This window comes from Hydrobacter penzbergensis, assembly GCF_900106985.1.
GTDB classification, from domain to species: domain Bacteria; phylum Bacteroidota; class Bacteroidia; order Chitinophagales; family Chitinophagaceae; genus Sediminibacterium; species Sediminibacterium magnilacihabitans.
Genome location: NZ_FNNO01000002.1, coordinates 108,504 through 125,091, shown reverse-complemented (window position 1 = coordinate 125,091; position 16,588 = coordinate 108,504). Strand labels below are relative to the sequence as shown.

Sequence of the window (16,588 nt, the reverse complement as noted above, 5' to 3'; positions counted from 1 at the left end):
GCACATTGAACAAGAAGTCATTTGTATTGAGGATCGACGCGCAAACCTATTCCCAGTTGGAGAAATGGGCGGCCGATGATTTCCGGAGTGTGAACGGACAAATCGAAATGCTGATCGACAAAGCATTGCGGGAAGCCGGCCGGAAGAAAGAGATTGTCGTGCATCCTGTCAAACCTAAACCTAAAAAATAAGCACCAGCATTCATGATCAGAATTCCCCCTTATTTATCGCCCGGAGATACGATTGGCGTTGTTTGTCCCGCTGGTTTCATGCCTGCCGATAAATCGGCTACCTGCTTAACGGTGCTGCAAGCATGGGGCTATCGTGTAAAAGTTGGCAAGACCGTAGGCCACCAGTTCCATTATTTTTCCGGTACCGATGCAGAGCGGGCCGCCGACCTGCAGGAAATGCTGGATGATGTATCCGTGAAAGCGATCCTCTGCGCACGTGGCGGATACGGTTTGAGCAGGATTATCGATGCACTCGATTTTACAATATTTGCACAGCACCCAAAATGGCTGATTGGCTTCAGCGATGTGACCGTTCTGCATGCCCATATACACGAACAATTGAAAATAGCCACACTGCATGCACCAATGGCAGGCGCTTTTAATGAAGGGGGCTATGAAAATGAATTTGTACAATCGCTCAGGGCAGCTCTAAGCGGTAAGCCTGGCGATTACAGTTGTGCGGCTCACCCTTTTAACAAAACGGGCATTGCGAAGGGGCAACTGATCGGGGGCAACTTATCCCTGGTTGCCCATTTGGTTGGCAGCCGTTCGGCTTTCCATACTGAAGGCAAAATACTTTTCCTGGAAGATATCGGAGAATACATTTACAATATCGACCGCATGATGATACAGCTGAAACGAAGCGGTATGTTGGATAATCTTGCCGGATTGATCATCGGCGGCTTTACGGAGTTAAAAGATACTTTATTCCCCTTCGGACAGGAAATAGACGCGATATTGCATGATCATGTACGATCATTTGATTACCCGGTTTGCTTCGGCTTCCCAGTAAGTCATGCAAAAGAAAATTATGCGCTGAAGGAAGGAGTGGAACACCTGCTACACGTTAGTACAGATAAAGTAATACTGACGGAACAAAATCTAGCAATATGACTTTTGTGCAATTGGAATACATCATAGCCGTAGACACCTGGCGGCATTTTGCAACAGCAGCGGAACATTGCTTTGTATCGCAACCCACACTCAGTATGCAAATACAAAAAGCAGAAAAAGAACTGGGTGTTAAAATATTCGACAGGAGCAAGCAACCTGTGATCCCTACCGAGATGGGCCGGGAACTGATTGAGCAGGCGCGTAAGATCATGGCAGAAAAGAAGCGGATGGATGAGATGGTAAATGCGAAAAAGGGAATCCTTTCAGGTGAACTGCGCATGGGCATTATTCCTACACTGGCGCCCTACCTGTTGCCTTTGTTTGTGCAGCAGTTCACTAAAAAATATCCGTTGGTAAAATTGATCATCAATGAAATGATGACAGACCAGATCATCTCACGCTTGCGCGAAGGAAAGATAGATATGGGTATACTGGTTACGCCTTTGCAGGAAAATGGTATCAAAGAATACCCGCTTTTTTACGAAGAAATGATGGCCTATGTTTCCAAACATCATGCGGCGTATAAAAAAACATACGTGCTTCCGCAGGACATCCGTCCCGATAAATTGTGGTTGTTGGAAGAAGGTCATTGCTTCCGCGACCAGATCATGAATCTCTGCGAACTGCAAAAAGCCAGCAAGAACGCCAATAATTTCGAGTACGAGGCCGGTAGCATCGAAACGTTGAGAAGGATGGTGGAACTGAATGATGGTATTACCATATTACCCGAATTGGCCACAATGGATATGGGAACGCGGCAGCAAAACCTCATCCGTCATTTTAAAAAACCTGCTCCCATGCGAGAAGTAAGTATGGTAGTGCACCGGGATTTTGTGAAGAAGCGATTGATCGACATCCTTCAAAAAGAAATTATATCCGCCATCCCGGAGAAGATCAGGAAGAATAAACAGCAAAACGTAGTGCCGATAGGAGATCGTTGATGATTATTCAAATTCCCCGCCATCCGTATAAACCCGCTTGAGGTTTAGCTTGGATACCGGTGCCACGATCAACGGGAATTTCTCAATGGTTACATTACTGGGGTCGAGGCCAAAACCTCTTTCTTCGCCCAGGCTGATCTCCTTCAACCAGAAATACAATTTCATGATTATCCGCTCGGTGAAAGGAAGATCGTTGTCCTGGCTTAGGTATTTCTCCAGTACGATGAACTGAAAATCGCCTACAACGTTATTCTTCTCTAAACTTTCATAGCGACTGGTGATGTTCACCTCTTTGTTATTGACCAATTCGGCCACCACTTTCCTGAACATAAGGTTGATCCTTTGTTCTACCCGGAATCCCAGTCTGAATTCAACGCGTATGATATCGTTTGGAATGATGTGTTCCACGCTGAATTCGCAGGTATACGGATCATCCAGCACATCCACGTGAACGAACCAATAAATATCGGCGCGTTTGGGTTTTTTATTGAGGATGGAATAGATGATCTTATGCTCGATCTCCTTGGGGTTATTGGCGCTGGTCATGTAAACCAGGTGAGTGGCGTATTTGGGGATGGTCCTGTCGTTACTCAATTCCTGGATCATGGGAATATAATGCTCCATCCGCACAAATTCCACATAACGGTTTTTGATCTTGCGGCTGCGGAACCATACATACATTACCAGGAACAATCCGCCGCCAACGATCAACGTTACGAAACCACCGTGCATGAATTTCTCCAGGTTGGCAATGAGAAAAGAAGATTCAATGGTAATGTATACTGCAAGGTACAGGTAGATCCAACCCGGCAATACCCGCCGGCTCACCAGGAAATTGGCAAAGAGAATCGATGTACTGATCATACACATGGTAATGGCCAGTCCGTATGCCGCACCCATATTGGATGATTTCTGGAAATACAATACAATGCCCGAGCAACCTATATAGAGCAGGAAACTGATACCCGGTATGTACAGCTGTCCTTTTTCTTCGGTGGGATAATGGATTTTCATTTTAGGCCAGAGATTCAGCCGCATGGCTTCGCTGATAAGCGTAAACGATCCTGATATCAGCGCCTGGCTGGCAATGACCGCTGCTACGGTAGAAATGATAACGCCCGCCAGTTTAAACCAGTGCGGCATGATGCCGATAAAAGGATTGAATCCATCGGCAATAACCTGCGATGGAATGACCTGCCCTTTATAATTTGCCAGCAACCACGCGCCTTGTCCGAGGTAGTTGAGGATCAAACATGTCTTTACAAATACCCAGGACACGCGGATATTACCCCGGCCGCAATGCCCGAGGTCGCTATACAATGCTTCTGCACCGGTGGTACAAAGGAAAACGGCGCCCAATAGCCAGAAACCTTTGGGATAAGTGGTGAGCAAGTCTATAGCGTAATGCGGACTCAACGCTTTGAATATGCCGAGATCATCTACCAGGTGCGAACAACCCAATACAGCCAGCATTACGAACCAGATACTCATGATAGGACCAAACATTTTACCAATAGAGGCCGTACCGAACTGCTGCATAAAGAACAACAGGGTAAGAATGCCCAGCACAATGCCAATGATGGTGTTTTGTTCGATGTTGTGAAACACAGGTAATTGCCTGAGTCCTTCAATGGCAGAAGTAACGGTGATGGGAGGTGTGATGATACCATCGGCGAGCAGGGCTGCGCCACCCAGCATGGCGGGGATCACGAGCCATTTGCGGCGCCTGCGCACCAGCGCATACAGGCTGAAAATGCCGCCTTCTCCTTTATTGTCTGCTTTAAGGGTAAGGATCACATACTTCACCGTTGTTTGTAAGGTCAATGTCCAGATGATACAGGAAAGCGAGCCCAAAATGAGGTATTCGCTGATTACCCGTCCCGTAATGATTTCATTGAGAACATAAAGAGGAGAAGTACCAATATCACCATAAATGATTCCCAATGCAATGATCAGTCCTGCCGTGGTGACCTTGTTGAAATTCTTGCTCACGAACGATGGTTGTTGCTTTAAAACTATTGATCCTTGAACAAATGTATGGCAAAACGCCGAGTAAAGGATTCCTCGTACTTTTCCTATATTTTTGATAATAAATCCAACCCAAGATGACTAGACTGGTAGCGTTGTTGTTATGCAGTATGGCTTTATGCGGCGCACAAGCCCAGCGGATCACGTATTCCGAACCCGACAGGGACGATGCACGCACCCTCAATTTTGAAGTGATGGGTAAAATGAATGGCCGCATACTGGTATATAAAAGCTATCGCGACCAGTATTTCATTTCTGTGTTCGACAACGAGATGAAGTTGGTGTCTAAGAACAAACTCGATTTTTTCCCCGAACGCGTGCTGAATACCGAGTTCATTCAGTATCCCGATTTCATGTATGTTTTCTATCAGTACCAGAAACGCAGCGTCATGTATTATATGGCTGCACGGATCGGCGCCGACGGTAAGAAAATAGGCGATGTGATCCCGCTGGATACAACAGCCAATATCAATTATACCTCCAACACCAAGATCAACTCCCTGATATACAGTGAAGACAAGCAAAAGATCATGGTGTTCAAGATCAACAGCCATAACGACCGCACCTACCTGGTAACCACCAGCCTTTTTGATAAAGACCTGAAGCTGTTGAAAAAAAGCTATACCAGCATTCCGATGCCGCAGCGGAACGATTTTCTTTCAGAGTTCACGCTCGACAACGATGGCGATATGGTTTGTGTGAAAGCTTCCGGCACTTCACAAAATGATAACCTCAACAAGATTACCCTGCTTACCAAGCCGGCCATGCAGGATGGGTACACTGCCGCTGACCTGAAGCTCAATAACATCTATCTCGATGATATCAGGATCAAGGTAGACAACCTCAATAAACATTACCTGCTTTGTTCTTTCTTCAGTAAACTAAGGCGTGGTAATATGGAAGGGCTTTATTATTGTTTGTGGGATAAGCAACAGGGGAAAGAGATACTGACTGCTACTACTGTATTCTCCGATGAATTCAGGGCCGATGCCAAGAGTGACGGTAATTTAAAAGCTGCTTTCAATGATTTCTTCCTGAAGAATGTTGTATTGCGTAAAGATGGCGGATTCCTGGTAATGGCAGAATCGGCGTATACTACTTCGAGGGGTAATCCGCTGAACCGTTGGGATTATCTCTATGGATCGCCTTACTGGATGCCGATGGATTATTATTCCTGGAACAGCCCCTGGGGTTATTATCCCTGGTGGCGTTATGGCGCTTTCAACAATGCGCTTACCCGTTATTTCGCCGATAATATTGCCGTGATCTCTTTCGATCCCTCCGGGAAAATGGAATGGAGCAATGTGATACGCAAATCGCAGTATGATGATAACACGGACAACTTCATTGGTTATGGTATGATGAACAGCGGCAGCGAAATTCATTTTATCTTCAACATGCAGGAGAAGCGTGATATGATATTGTTTGATCAGTCAATCACACCGGATGGACAGATCAACCGCAACCCTACCTTCAAGAACATGGATAAGGGATACGATTTCATGCCGCGCCATGCCAAACAGGTAGGTGCCCACCAGTTGGTGGTGCCCTGCCAGTACAGGGGATATACTTGTTTTGCCAAAATTGAATTTTAATACAGCTTCCAGTGGTCTTTTTATTCAGAGATAAATCCATCGCCAATATTTTTTTTCTGTCGGTACTGAGCATTGTGGTGCACCTTCATTTTTTTTCCAGCGTACCCGTAGTGATTACCGACCAGCACGATGGCCTGATCTCCATGGTGTTGACAAGCTATATTGCCGGCCAGTCACAGACTGTATTGTTTGTATTGTATCATATCGTAGTGCTATTGCAAGCCCTGCGGCTGAACATGGTACTGAACGACCAACGAATGTTCCATCAGTACACGTATATGGTGGCCATGTGTTATGTGCTGTTATCGGCCATCCTGCCGCAGTGGTGCAGTATTTCTTCGGCGCTGGTATCGAATTCGCTGCTGATCTGGATATTTACCAAACTTTGCAAACTGTATAATAATCCTTCACCCAAAACTTTACTGTTCAATACCGGTTTGATCGTGGGGGCCACCATTCTTTGCTATTACCCTACAGCTGTGCTGGTGCTGGCGGTATTGTTCGCTTTAACGGTAGTGCGGCCTTTCAGGCTGGCGGAATGGCTGATACTGCTGATGGGCACTTTGCTTCCTTTTTATTTTCTTTTTTCCTGGCTTTTTTTAAGCGACAGGCTGGCCGGTTACGGTAATTTCCTGCCCAGGATCAGGGTCGGACTTCCAATTTCGCATTGGGATACCGACCTGGTGGTGAGTCTTGCATACCTGGCCCTGTTATTCCTGACGGGTTTTTATTACTGGCAGGTGAGTATGGGGCGTATGGGCATCCAGATCAGGAAAAACTGGGGAGTAATGGTAGTGATGCTGCTGATCGTATTACCCGTTCCGTTTGTCTTTAAAAATGCAGGGATAACTGCTTCTATTATGAGCCTGGTGCCGTTGGCAACCTTCAGTTCCAATGCATTTTCGGGGCCCAAGCGCCTGCTTTTTCCCAATTTCCTGTTTTGGTTAGCCATTGGGGTAATAATATACCATAATTGGCACCTGGTATAAAATTAGATACTCCTTAACGGAAGCCTTAACAGAAGAGGTCGTACCTTTGCACAACCAAATAAAGGTACCCATCCATGAAATTCGGCGTTGTAGTATTCCCCGGTTCCAATTGCGACAGAGATATGCAGGATGCCCTGCAGCACGACCTGGGAAAGGAAGTGATCATGCTCTGGCATAAAGACAAGGACCTCAGTATGTTCACTACGGAAGATTGTATTGTGTTGCCAGGAGGGTTTTCCTATGGCGATTACCTCCGTTGCGGAGCTATTGCCCGGTTTAGCCCTATGATGCAAAGCGTGATCGATTTTGCCAACAAGGGCGGGAAAGTACTGGGGGTATGTAACGGATTTCAGATCCTCTGTGAAAGCGGACTGCTGCCGGGCGTATTGTTGCAAAATGCCAACCAGCAATTTGTTTGCAAGAACGTATTCATCAAACACCAGGATGAGCAGGCATTGAAAATACCAGTTGCGCACGGAGAAGGAAGATACCATGCCGATGAAGCAACCCTTGCCGCATTGGAAGCGAACAACCAGGTATTGTTCCGTTATTGCGATGAAAATGGGGCAATAGGTAATGGTGGCAATCCCAATGGAGCCATCAGGGATATTGCCGGTATCTGTAATCCAGGCAGGAATGTATTTGGTATGATGCCGCACCCCGAAAGAGCTACTTCGCCGGCATTGGGTAATATCGATGGCAGAAAAGTATTTGAAATACTTGGACTGAACTGATTAATATAAAAAGTTCCTTATGAAAAAGACGATTGCTACGTTTGTATTGAGTTTTATTGCCGTGATTTGTTTTGCACAAATGTCCAACCCGGTTAGCTGGACCTATGAAGCAAAGAAAAAATCAGCCGATACGTATGAAATCGTTGCTACTGCACAGGTGGCGCACCCCTGGCATATCTATTCTCAAAATACGGGAAAGGGCGGCCCTATCCCAACGCAGTTCAGTTTTAAGAAAAACCCATTGGTTAGTTTGTCGGGCAAACCCAAGGAAGTAGGTAAGTTGGAAAAGGTATACGACAACAATTTCAAGACCGATGTGTTGTTCTATTCCAACAAAGTACAGTTCGTGCAAACCATTAAAGTAAAAGGTGCTGCCAAGACGAACCTGAGCGGAACAGTAGAGTACATGGTGTGTGATGACAGCCAGTGTCTTCCTCCCACAAAAAAATCCTTCGAGCTTAAGCTGCAATAAAAATTTTATCTGTCGTGATCAAAAAACTATATACATCCTGTATTGCTGTTTTAGCATGTCTGTTGGTTACCGCACAGGCAACGGACAGCCTGCTGCATTGGAAAGTAACCGCCAAAAAAATGGGCGAAGGCTTGTATGAATTATCGGCAAAGACATCCATTCCTGCCGGATGGCTCCTCTATGGAAACAACAGCGATATAGAAGGATTGGAGACAGCCCCTTTTGCATTTTCCTATGAAAACGCCCAAAGACAGGGTGCAGTTATTTTTGACCGGGCTCCTGAGTTGGTGAAAGACCCTGTTTTTGACAACAAACAGGCGCGTGTTTTCAAAGACCATGTTGAAATACGACAACAAGTAAAAATACAAGGGTATGTGCCCGCAGTATTGAAGGGTACCATGAACGTTTATTTGCGCAAAGGAGATGAATTCAACACATCGGAGCAGGCTTTTGAAACCGCACTGGAAGGAGGAGCAGCGGTAACAGCTAATACGGCCGATACGAAGATACGGTTGGAACAGGTAGACCTGAGGCATCCGCAAAAAGCTTGCGGCGGACAAAACCATATTGCGGATAACGGTTTGTGGACTATTTTTTTCCTGGGGTTCATGGGCGGTTTGATTGCTTTGTTAACACCCTGCGTGTTTCCCATGATACCGGTAACGGTTTCTTTCTTCACCAAGAAAGCGAATAACAAAAGACAAGCCATCCGGAATGGTATATTATATGGATTCTTTATTTTTCTGATCTATGTATTAGCCAGCATTCCTTTTCACGTGCTCGGAAATGTGCAGCCAGAGATATTCAATAATATTTCTACCAACTCCTGGCTCAACATCATCTTCTTTATCATTTTCATCTTTTTCGCGCTCTCCTTCTTTGGCTTTTTTGAGATCAGTTTGCCCGGAAGCATCGCCAGCAAAGCCGATTCTAAAAGTGGATTGGGGAGTATCGGTGGTATATTCTTCATGGCGCTTACACTGGCCATTGTTTCGTTCTCCTGTACAGGCCCCATCCTGGGCTCTTTGCTGGTAGGTTCTCTGAGCGGAGGCGCCTGGCAACTGACGGCCGGTCTTGCTGGCTTTGGCCTGGCGCTGGCATTGCCGTTCGGATTGTTTGCGATATTCCCCAACTGGTTGCAATCGCTACCCAAATCGGGTGGCTGGCTCGATACGGTTAAAAAAGTATTGGCTTTTGCAGAAGTGGCGCTGGCATTCAAATTTCTTTCCAATGCCGACCTGGTGATGCACTGGGGCTTGCTGAAACGCGAAGTATTCATTGGTATATGGATATTGACCGGGCTGGGACTTACACTGTACCTCTTCGGTATCCTTCGCTTGCCACATGATTATAAAGGAATGAAGATCGGCAAGGGCAGAAAGATAGTGGGAGTCATTGCATTGGTCTTTACCCTTTACCTGATCCCCGGTGTTACCCAATCGAAATACGCGAACCTGAAATTCCTCAGCGGTTTTCCGCCCCCGTTGAGTTATAGCATTTATGGCAAAGAGAATGTGCACGGCAAAGGATTAGAAGCCAATGTGATGAACGATTATGCAAAAGCCCTGCAAATGGCCAGGGAACAACACAAACCACTGTTGATTGATTTCACCGGATGGGCCTGCGTGAATTGCCGTAAAATGGAAGAGAATGTATGGACGCAGCCCGATGTGTACAATTACATCAAAGAACATTACATACTGGTTTCACTTTATGTGGATGATAAAGAAAAGCTGCCTGCTGAAAAGCGATTTACGTATCAAACAAAAGAAGGCGCTTATAAAGACATTGTATCAGTAGGCGATAAATGGGCAACCTTTCAAACAGAAAACTTCAACCAGTCTACCCAACCGCTTTATGTGGTGCTAGATGCAGATGAGAAACTAATTAATCATCCGGTAGGTTATACGCCTGATGCGAAAGAATACCTCAGTTGGCTTAAATGTGGTAACGGGGATAAGTAATCAGAGTGCGATCTGTTTTTCCAGCATCATTTTGCGCAAGTTAATGAGGCCATAACGCATGCGGCCCAATGCAGTGTTGATGCTGCAATTGGTGATCTGTGCGATCTCTTTAAAGCTCATGTTGGCATAGTGGCGCAGGATGATGATCTCGCGCTGTTCTTCAGGTAAAAGGTCCAGCATGCGGCGCACACGTTCGTGGCTTTGTCCGCGTACCAGTTTGCTATCGGGACCTTCTTCCGTGAGTTGCAGTACTTCAAAAATATCTTTATCGTCGCTGGTCTTGATGGCAGGCGTCCGTTTGATCTTCCTGAAATAATCCACGCAGAGATTATGTGCAATGCGCAAAGCCCAGGGAAGGAACTTGCCTTCTTCGGAATATCTTTTGTTGCGAAGGGTATCGATGATCTTTATGAAAACATCCTGGAAAAGATCCTCTGCCAGGTAACTGTCTTTCACAAAGAAAAGTATGGAAGTGAACACCTTTTCTTTGTAACGGTTCACGAGTATTTCAAAGGCGCCAATATTGCCCTCCTCCTGGAAGGAAAGTATCAGTTCGGTATCAGACATACAGTCCAAAGTTTTCATGATATGGGCGTTTGAATGGGCGTAAAAAGCAATAGGATATTGGATGTTAAAATTTTTCCAACTTCAAAATAGGCATCTTTTCAGCCTGCGGTTCGTTTGTGGAAAAGATTGTTTTTAAGGGTAGTAGTTATGCACATTTTTAAAGATGTGTGGAACGGTTAGGAAAGCATCAGGAATGTTTTAATTTGCTAAATATTATGGCAACGAAAACAAAGGCGGCAGGCAGTAAATCATTGAATGGAACGGACGACAGCATCATTGTAAAAGGTGCCAGGGTGCATAACCTGAAGGATGTAACCGTTGCATTTCCCAGGAATAAACTCATTGTGGTTACCGGTGTATCGGGCAGTGGTAAATCTTCACTGACCATCGATACGCTTTTTGCAGAAGGACAGCGGAGGTATGCCGAGAGCCTGAGCGCTTATGCGCGCCAGTTCATGGCCCGCATGGTGAAGCCTGATGTGGATTATATCAAGGGACTTTGTCCTGCTATTGCGATAGAACAAAAAGTGATCACCCGCACACCCCGCAGTACGGTAGGCAGCATGACGGAGATCTACGATTACCTGCGTTTGCTGTACGCCCGTGTTGGCAAAACCATTTCACCCATCAGCGGGCAGGAAGTGAAGAAAGACGATGTAGCCGATGTGCTGGCTGCCATCACACGATTAAAAGCAGGGTCAAAAGTGGTGATCCTGGTACCTTTCAAGCAGCATGCTAAAAGAGACCTGCGCGAAGAACTGAATATCCTCATGCAAAAAGGCTTCACCCGTATTTACATGCGCCAGGCCGATGGTAAAGAAAGCCAGCTCCTGCGCATTGAAGAATTGTTGGAACTAAACGATAAGCAATTGAAAACGCAGTTGTCGGCGCAAGCCATGGTGCTGATCGATCGTGTTGTTACCAAGGCCTTTGACCAGGATGACTTGCACCGGCTTTCCGATTCCATCGGTACTGCATTTTACGAGGGAGAAGGCAATATCTATCTCGAAGTAGATGGAGAAAATTTGCATCATTTCAGTAACCAGTTCGAGCTCGACGGGATGCAGTTTGAAGAGCCTGTACCCAACCTCTTCTCGTTCAACAATCCTTTCGGTGCCTGTCCAACCTGCGAAGGTTTCAGCCAGGTATTGGGCATCGATGCCGACCTGGTGATACCAGACCGTCGCCTCAGTGTATACGAAGGAGCCGTTGCTCCATGGAAAGGAGAGAAACTGGGTTGGTGGAAAGAGCAGTTCATCAAAGGTGCGGCCCAATTCAATTTTCCTGTTCACAAACCCATAGCCGAACTCAGTGCTGCACAATACGAGCAATTGTGGAATGGACATGGCAAAGTATATGGCATCCATGATTTTTTCAAAGAAGTAGAACAGAACCTCTATAAAGTGCAATACCGTGTGTTGCTGAGCCGTTACAGGGGCCGTACCATTTGTCCGGATTGCAAAGGCTACCGCCTGCGCAAAGAGGCGCTCTATATAAAAGTAGGCAATCATCATATTGGCGAATTGTGCACCTGGCAGGTGCGCGACCTGAAAACATGGTTCAATGCATTGACATTATCAGCACACGATCAACAGGTGGCGAAAAGGATACTGCTTGAAATACACCAGCGATTGCAAACACTCATCGATGTGGGATTGGGTTATCTTACGCTCAGCCGATTGGCCAATTCACTGAGTGGAGGCGAAAGCCAGCGTATTCAACTAACCAGGAGCCTTGGCAGTAACCTCACCAATTCTCTCTATATATTGGATGAACCTTCCATCGGCCTCCATTCGAGAGATACGGAAAGATTGATCGCTGTATTGAAATCGTTACGTAACCTGGGGAATACGGTAGTGGTAGTGGAACACGATGAGATGATGATGCGTGAGGCAGATCATATCATCGATATGGGACCATTGGCATCGCATCTTGGAGGAGAAGTGGTAGCTGCCGGCAATTATGCAGAACTCGTGGCTAATCCCCGAAGCCTTACAGGTAAATATTTATCGGGCGAATACAAGATCGAGCCGCCTAAATCGGTGCGTAAATGGCAGCGATACATTAGGGTAGAGGAAGCCAGTCAAAATAACCTGAAGCATATTACGGTTGATTTTCCCCTGAATCTTTTATGTGTGGTGAGTGGTGTTAGTGGAAGCGGTAAAACAACCCTGGTGAAGCAGGTATTGTATCCTGCGTTACAAAAATTGAAAGGAGAATTCGCCGATAAAGTGGGCATGCACAAAATGATCAGCGGCGATGTAGACGCCATTGCGCAAATAGAGCTGGTAGACCAGAATCCGATCGGCAAATCGTCTCGCAGCAACCCGGTAACCTATATCAAAGCGTACGATCATATACGTGATCTCTATGCCCGGCAGCCGCTGTCGAAGATGCGCGGGTTCCAGGCCAAGCATTTTTCATTCAACGTAGACGGCGGCCGTTGCGATACCTGTAAAGGAGAGGGAGAGCAGGTAGTTGAAATGCAATTCCTGGCCGATGTGCACCTCACCTGCGAATCCTGTGGTGGCAAACGTTTCAAGGAGGAAGTATTGGAAGTACAATATAAAGGCAAATCGGTGTACGATGTGCTGGATATGAGCGTGGATGATGCCATTATATTTTTCAGTGAAGAGAAAGCCATCCGCCAGGCCATACAACCGTTGCAGGATGTGGGATTGGGCTATGTGAAACTCGGACAAAGCAGTGATACCCTGAGCGGAGGTGAAGCCCAGCGTGTGAAACTGGCCAGTTTCCTGGGTAAGGGGAAAGGTATCGGGCATGTGTTGTTCATTTTTGATGAACCCACTACCGGCCTTCATTTTCATGACATTAAAAAACTGCTGGCTTCCTTTCATGCCCTCATTGAACAGGGGCATTCACTGATTGTAATAGAGCACAATACGGATGTGATACGTTCGGCCGACTGGGTCATAGACCTGGGGCCTGAAGCAGGGGATGCGGGGGGGCAATTGGTGTATACCGGGCCACCGGCGGGGTTAAAAAAAGTGGGTGAAAGCCATACGGGACGCTTCCTAATGTCCTAAATATTGGTTTTATTTGTATTACTATGAAAACACCACTTAGACCCAAAGAGATCCAAATCATCAAACTCATCTGCCGGCAATATTCTACCCGTGAGATTGGTGAGAGAATGGGCATCAGCCATCGTACTGTGGAAGGATGCCGCGAAAGAATCCTCGAAAAAACAAGAGCAAAGAACATGGTAGGCATCGCCCTTTATGCCATCAAAAACGGCATTCATAAGGTTTGAATCTATCGTAACCTGTCGGCGCTTTTAACCAGTTTTTCGTCTTTATAAATACCCCTGATGGCCAGGAGGTAGAAGACAGGTATTGCAAAACTGAAGACGGAAGTCAGTGCAATGCCGCCGGTATCGTATTGCTTGGTCTTGGAAAAAGCAAGTCCCAGGTAAAGGATGCTTCCGGCAAAACCAGCCAGTCCCAACTTGAGTTGCAGCCCGCGGTTTTTATACAGGAAGATATCGATCAATGCTACTACCGCTACAGCCACAGCCAGGATCATCAGGTAAGTACTGCTTACTGCAGTAAAGTCTTCGGCCGGTGTATTGCCTTTACTGCCAATGTAAAAGGGCAGCTTCAGGGTAGTGAAGCCGCATATACCGGCGAACAGCAGCCAAAGACTTTGAATACGTTGCACCATAAACAATTAAGATTTTGACTTTTACCCCATTTCAGGATATAATACGAACTGGGTCATGAATTCGTTCACTTCTTGCTTTACTTTGCGATGCAGGGCTTCATCGTCTGCATTCATCAGCACGGTATCAATGGCATTTACCACAAACTGCATATCGGATTCTTTCATGCCACGGCTAGTGATGGCAGCCACACCAAAACGAACGCCCGATGTAACAAAAGCGCTCTTGTCATCATAAGGCACCATGTTCTTATTGGCGGTGATATCGGCGTGCTCCAATACCTGTTCTGCTTTTTTACCGCTGATGTTCTTATTGCGGAGGTCTATCAGCATCAGGTGGTTGTCGGTGCCACCGCTGATGATCTGGTAACCCTTATCGGTAAAAGCTTTGGCCATGGCCTGTGCATTTTTTTGCACTTGCTGTTGATAGGTCAGGAATTCGGGAGTGAGTATTTCTCCGAAAGCCACTGCTTTAGCTGCGATCACGTGTTCCAGCGGACCGCCCTGTGTTCCGGGGAATACGGCCATATCCATCAGGTTACTCATGAGGCGCAGGTTGCCTTTAACATCTTTGAGTCCGAATGGGTTCTCGAAATCTTTTTTCATCATAATCACACCACCCCTGGGTCCGCGCAGGGTCTTGTGTGTGGTAGAAGTCACAAAATGACAGTGATCGAAGGGTGATTTCAGCAATCCTTTGGCGATCAGTCCGGCAGGGTGGGCAATATCAGCCATCACAAAAGCGCCTACTTCATCGGCTACTTTACGGATGCGGACATAGTCCCAATCGCGACTGTAAGCGCTGGCACCGCAGATGATGAGTTTGGGCTTGATCTCGCGGGCTTTGGCTTCCAGCATGTCGTAGTCAACCAGGCCATCTTCTTTTCCTACCCCGTAAAAATGCGGTTTGTAGAGTTTGCCGCTGAAGTTAACGGCCGAACCATGGGTAAGGTGACCGCCCATGCTCAGGTCGAGTCCCAGTATATCATCTCCAGGCTGCAGGATGGCCAGCATCACTGCTGCATTGGCCTGCGCGCCGCTATGGGGTTGTACGTTGGCATACTCTATACCAAAAATGGCTTTCAGGCGGTCGATGGCCAGTTGTTCGGTCTGGTCTACGATCTCACATCCACCATAATAACGACGTCCGGGGTATCCTTCGGCATATTTGTTGGTCATCACATTTCCCATCGCCTGCATCACCTGCAGACTGGTGAAATTTTCAGAGGCGATCAGCTCAATGCCCCTGCGCTGCCTTTCTAATTCCTTTCTGATGATATCGAATACCACGGTGTCTTTTTGCATATTGGTAAGAATTTGCGGCAAAAATAAATCTTAATTGATTGCCCGGGCCAGTTAATTTATACCTCAATAGTTTTCCCTATTTTCGGCCTTCATTGAGATCATGAAAGCCATCATCCCCGTTGCGGGGGCCGGAACCAAGTTGCGGCCCCATACTTATACCCAACCCAAGGCCTTGATACCCATCGCCGGCAAGACCATATTGAGTTATATAGTAGATCAATTACATGAGACGGGTATCCATGAGTTCATTTTTATTGTGGGCTACCTGGGTGAAAAGATCCAGGATTATGTGAAACAGACCTATCCGCACCTGATCACGCATTTTGTTTACCAGAACGAACGACAGGGTACTGGTCACGCGATTGAGCTTACCCGTAATATTGTAGGAGATGATGAAGTATTCGTGGCTTTAGGAGATACCATTTGCGAGTATGATGTGAAAGAAGTAGTGAATAGTCCGTACAGCATGCTCGGCATTAAGAAAGTAGACGACCCGCGTAATTTTGGCGTGGCTACTGTTGGAGAAGATGGTTTTATTGAACAGGTGATTGAAAAGCCTGCGATTCCTAAAAGCAATATGGCGTTGGTAGGTTTGTATAAAATAAAAGAGACCCATTTTCTTTTTGAATGTCTTCACCACCTGTTTACACAGAACATCAGAACTTACGGTGAATACAACCTCACTGATGCGCTGGACTGCATGATTGGCAAGGGGGCTAAATTCCAGGCTTTCAAAGTAAAGAACTGGTTTGATTGTGGCAGGAAGGAAACCCTGCTCGAAAGCAACGCCACCCTGCTGAAAAAATTCGGTGGCAATGTAGGAACCGATCACACATTCAAAGATACCATCATCATACCACCCGTTAGCATTGCGCCGGGCTGTGATATTTCTAATTCCATTATTGGTCCGCATGTAGCCGTCGGTGCCAATACCACTATCAAACATTCCATTGTGCGCGACAGCATCATTGGTTCTTTTACCAGCCTGTATGAAGTGGTGCTTGATAATTCTCTCATTGGCAGTGATGCTTCTGTAAAAGGGTTGAGCCGGAGTTTGAATATCGGCGATAATACGGAGATTGACTTTGGTTAATGGCTCAATGACTCAATGAAACGTCATCCCGAGCGTAGTCGAGGGAACTGACCGAGTGTTCAAGCAGCTCCCTCGACTACGCTCGGGATGACGTG

Annotated in this window: 15 protein-coding genes; 11 read left to right on the top strand and 4 right to left on the bottom strand. The window is 46.5% G+C overall.

Annotation, left to right across the window (positions count from 1 at the left end; translation table 11 throughout):
* Positions 1–5 precede the first annotated feature (5 nt).
* Genes BLU98_RS03730 through BLU98_RS03720 form a run of 3 tightly spaced genes read left to right on the top strand, consistent with a single transcriptional unit; the run spans position 6 to position 2,065 of the window.
* Entirely contained in the window at positions 6–191 is a 186-nt protein-coding gene (locus tag BLU98_RS03730; protein ID WP_092722152.1) for a type II toxin-antitoxin system antitoxin, read from the top strand.
* Between the two features lie 12 nt (positions 192–203).
* Positions 204–1,124 (top strand): S66 peptidase family protein, encoded by a 921-nt coding sequence (locus BLU98_RS03725; RefSeq protein WP_092722150.1) that lies wholly within the window; start codon positions 204–206, stop codon positions 1,122–1,124.
* Positions 1,121–2,065 carry a hydrogen peroxide-inducible genes activator gene (locus BLU98_RS03720; protein WP_092722148.1) on the top strand — a complete coding sequence of 315 codons (945 nt, stop codon included), beginning with the start codon at positions 1,121–1,123 and terminating at the stop codon, positions 2,063–2,065. Before BLU98_RS03725 ends, BLU98_RS03720 begins: the two co-directional genes overlap by 4 nt.
* A 3-nt stretch (positions 2,066–2,068) precedes the next feature.
* Here the strand turns inward: BLU98_RS03720 and BLU98_RS03715 are convergent, their stop codons facing one another.
* On the bottom strand, positions 2,069–4,057 hold the full coding sequence (locus tag BLU98_RS03715) for a KUP/HAK/KT family potassium transporter (RefSeq protein WP_092722146.1): 1,989 nt from the start codon (positions 4,055–4,057) through the stop codon (positions 2,069–2,071).
* Between the two features lie 113 nt (positions 4,058–4,170).
* Here BLU98_RS03715 and BLU98_RS03710 point away from each other — a divergent pair, with 113 nt between their 5' ends.
* The 5 genes from BLU98_RS03710 to BLU98_RS03690 all read left to right on the top strand — a co-directional run bounded on the left by BLU98_RS03710 (position 4,171) and on the right by BLU98_RS03690 (position 9,847).
* Positions 4,171–5,688 (top strand): hypothetical protein, encoded by a 1,518-nt coding sequence (locus BLU98_RS03710; RefSeq protein WP_092722144.1) that lies wholly within the window; start codon positions 4,171–4,173, stop codon positions 5,686–5,688.
* An 11-nt stretch (positions 5,689–5,699) separates the two neighbouring features.
* Positions 5,700–6,677 carry a hypothetical protein gene (locus tag BLU98_RS03705; RefSeq protein ID WP_092722142.1) on the top strand — a complete coding sequence of 326 codons (978 nt, stop codon included), beginning with the start codon at positions 5,700–5,702 and terminating at the stop codon, positions 6,675–6,677.
* A gap of 74 nt (positions 6,678–6,751) precedes the next feature.
* Positions 6,752–7,411 carry a phosphoribosylformylglycinamidine synthase subunit PurQ gene (gene purQ, locus BLU98_RS03700; protein ID WP_092722140.1) on the top strand — a complete coding sequence of 220 codons (660 nt, stop codon included), beginning with the start codon at positions 6,752–6,754 and terminating at the stop codon, positions 7,409–7,411.
* Positions 7,412–7,430: 19 nt separating this feature from the next.
* The gene (locus BLU98_RS03695; protein WP_026769255.1) at positions 7,431–7,883 is read left to right on the top strand and encodes a protein-disulfide reductase DsbD domain-containing protein; all 453 of its coding nucleotides are present in this window, start codon (positions 7,431–7,433) and stop codon (positions 7,881–7,883) included.
* Positions 7,884–7,897: 14 nt separating this feature from the next.
* Positions 7,898–9,847: a protein-disulfide reductase DsbD family protein gene (locus BLU98_RS03690; protein ID WP_257574685.1), complete on the top strand. Its 1,950-nt coding sequence runs from the start codon at positions 7,898–7,900 to the stop codon at positions 9,845–9,847.
* Here the strand turns inward: BLU98_RS03690 and BLU98_RS03685 are convergent, their stop codons facing one another.
* On the bottom strand, positions 9,848–10,414 hold the full coding sequence (locus tag BLU98_RS03685; protein WP_307777209.1) for an RNA polymerase sigma factor: 567 nt from the start codon (positions 10,412–10,414) through the stop codon (positions 9,848–9,850).
* 215 nt (positions 10,415–10,629) lie between these two features.
* Between BLU98_RS03685 and uvrA the strand changes: the two genes are divergently transcribed.
* Together uvrA and BLU98_RS03675 are read left to right on the top strand one after the other, a co-directional pair.
* Entirely contained in the window at positions 10,630–13,461 is a 2,832-nt protein-coding gene (gene uvrA, locus BLU98_RS03680; protein WP_092722136.1) for an excinuclease ABC subunit UvrA, read from the top strand.
* A gap of 23 nt (positions 13,462–13,484) precedes the next feature.
* The gene (locus BLU98_RS03675; RefSeq protein WP_026774283.1) at positions 13,485–13,688 is read left to right on the top strand and encodes a response regulator transcription factor; all 204 of its coding nucleotides are present in this window, start codon (positions 13,485–13,487) and stop codon (positions 13,686–13,688) included.
* Between the two features lie 2 nt (positions 13,689–13,690).
* On the opposite strand, the gene BLU98_RS03670 is transcribed toward BLU98_RS03675, so the two are convergent.
* Together BLU98_RS03670 and glyA are read right to left on the bottom strand one after the other, a co-directional pair.
* The gene (locus BLU98_RS03670; RefSeq protein WP_092722134.1) at positions 13,691–14,098 is read right to left on the bottom strand and encodes a DUF4293 domain-containing protein; all 408 of its coding nucleotides are present in this window, start codon (positions 14,096–14,098) and stop codon (positions 13,691–13,693) included.
* A 21-nt stretch (positions 14,099–14,119) separates the two neighbouring features.
* Positions 14,120–15,400, bottom strand: coding sequence for a serine hydroxymethyltransferase (glyA, locus tag BLU98_RS03665; RefSeq protein ID WP_026769261.1), 1,281 nt, complete (start codon positions 15,398–15,400; stop codon positions 14,120–14,122).
* 100 nt (positions 15,401–15,500) lie between these two features.
* Here glyA and BLU98_RS03660 point away from each other — a divergent pair, with 100 nt between their 5' ends.
* The gene (locus BLU98_RS03660) at positions 15,501–16,493 is read left to right on the top strand and encodes a sugar phosphate nucleotidyltransferase (RefSeq protein ID WP_092722132.1); all 993 of its coding nucleotides are present in this window, start codon (positions 15,501–15,503) and stop codon (positions 16,491–16,493) included.
* Positions 16,494–16,588: the final 95 nt, after the last annotated feature.